We start from the raw sequence: 1636 nt of genomic DNA on the forward strand, positions 1-1636 counted from the left end.
TACTGAGCAAATACACCAACTGTTGGAGTAAACTGCCACTTGTCTTTGAAACTGTAATTAGAATAATAGTCTTCTGGTACAAGAATCTTATCCATACCCTTATTCACAGATACGCCATACCCCAAACGAATTCCAAGTCTAAAAGAGGTGTTTTGTGCTGGGAGATGAGTACTTACTAAGAGTATAATAGCTAGAATAGCGTTTTTAGAAATCATATTCATTGCAATAGTTATTTTATATGTGAGCAAAAATACATAAAAATTAAAAGATCGCATAATATTTACACTAATTTAACTTTTATAAGCAGGGGGAGCAAGGAAATTACGCAAAGATTCAGCAACTTGTTGGCTTATAATTTCCTGATTATCTACTGTATGCAGTCAAGTGTGAGGATAGCCGTAAAAAACTTATTTTTAGGAATATGACAATAGTAAATGATTAGTTACATGTTCTATGCTATTGCGGAATAATTATCATTAAAATGAAGAGGGATAAGTTTCCCTTTTTAGAGTTCTAACCATCTTGCGAATATGCTTTTATATCCCATCCATATTCCTGCAGATTTTTAGTAAAGACAAAGTTAATAAGACATTTGCGTTGATATGATTTATTTGCATTTTTAAACTTAGGTTGTTTTTGCTTCTCATAAAGAACCTGGATCACCTGAGAGTAACTTTCCTTGCATCGCAACTGTTCTTTATCTATTATTTCCATGTAATAATTTACATCTTCTTTATCTAAATAGCTGTTAAGTAATTGTAATATGGTATCTCTTTGAAATGTTTCATCAAGTTGAAGCCAGTTGGTTTGCTTAATTTGTTTTCTTTTAGCAGGACGATGTTGTTTATTTTCTTCATATGGAAAGAGGTACTCCCCTTCTTTGCATGGACGATCTAACTCAGAGTCTTTAGATTTAGGGTGCTCACGTGTGTAGATATAAAAGCGTAAAGACTTTGGAGAGCCATTACGCCCACGTCCATACCGTTCTGCAACTTCATAATCAAACCATACATCTGAACGTTTTTCACTATATAACCTATAAAGTTCTTGCTGTGCAGGGATAATAACCTTCTCAACCATGGTCTTAAATCGAGTATATTTCTCTTTTTCCAGCAACTCACCAGTCTTTGGGTCATGTAATTCAGAAAGTCCAAAAGTAAAACGGAATGCTTCGACAGACATCTTGACAACTCGTTTCTTATATGTTTCGTTCGGGGCAGATGGATCTACAAACCGAAACTCACCTGAGTACTGACAACAGAACTCATAGAACTTTTGTGAATACTTTGATTCAAGTAAAATGGCTGTGTGAAGATTTAGAACCGTAAATGATTTGGTTAGGCAGATAACATAATCATATAGCTCTGGTGAAACACGTACAGTATAGTCATTTGTTGCTGTATTCCAACGAAAGGCATCTATCCAATGAAAGTAATCTATGACAAGTTGGTTTTTCTCATTATTATGAAATTGAATGATTGATTTCTGCGCAAGCGAACGAACGGTTTTATAGGTTCTAACAATATTCGTATTGCCTCCTATTAAAGACAAGTCTTTATCCGTCATGTTAAAGACAAGATTTTCCCAGTTTTCACGCATCTTTAATCCCATTTCTTCATAACGCATTTTGATAGCT

Annotated in this window: 1 protein-coding gene; it reads right to left on the bottom strand. The window is 34.4% G+C overall.

Going from position 1 to position 1636, the window contains the following annotated elements:
- Positions 1-513: 513 nt before the first annotated feature.
- On the bottom strand, positions 514-1636 hold a 1123-nt coding region (locus O3603_RS11995; RefSeq protein WP_371523048.1), incomplete at its 5' end, for a RepB family plasmid replication initiator protein.

Origin of the sequence: Prevotella sp. 20925_1_30 (genome assembly GCF_041433025.1) — a bacterium.
GTDB classification, from domain to species: Bacteria; Bacteroidota; Bacteroidia; order Bacteroidales; family Bacteroidaceae; genus Prevotella; species Prevotella vespertina.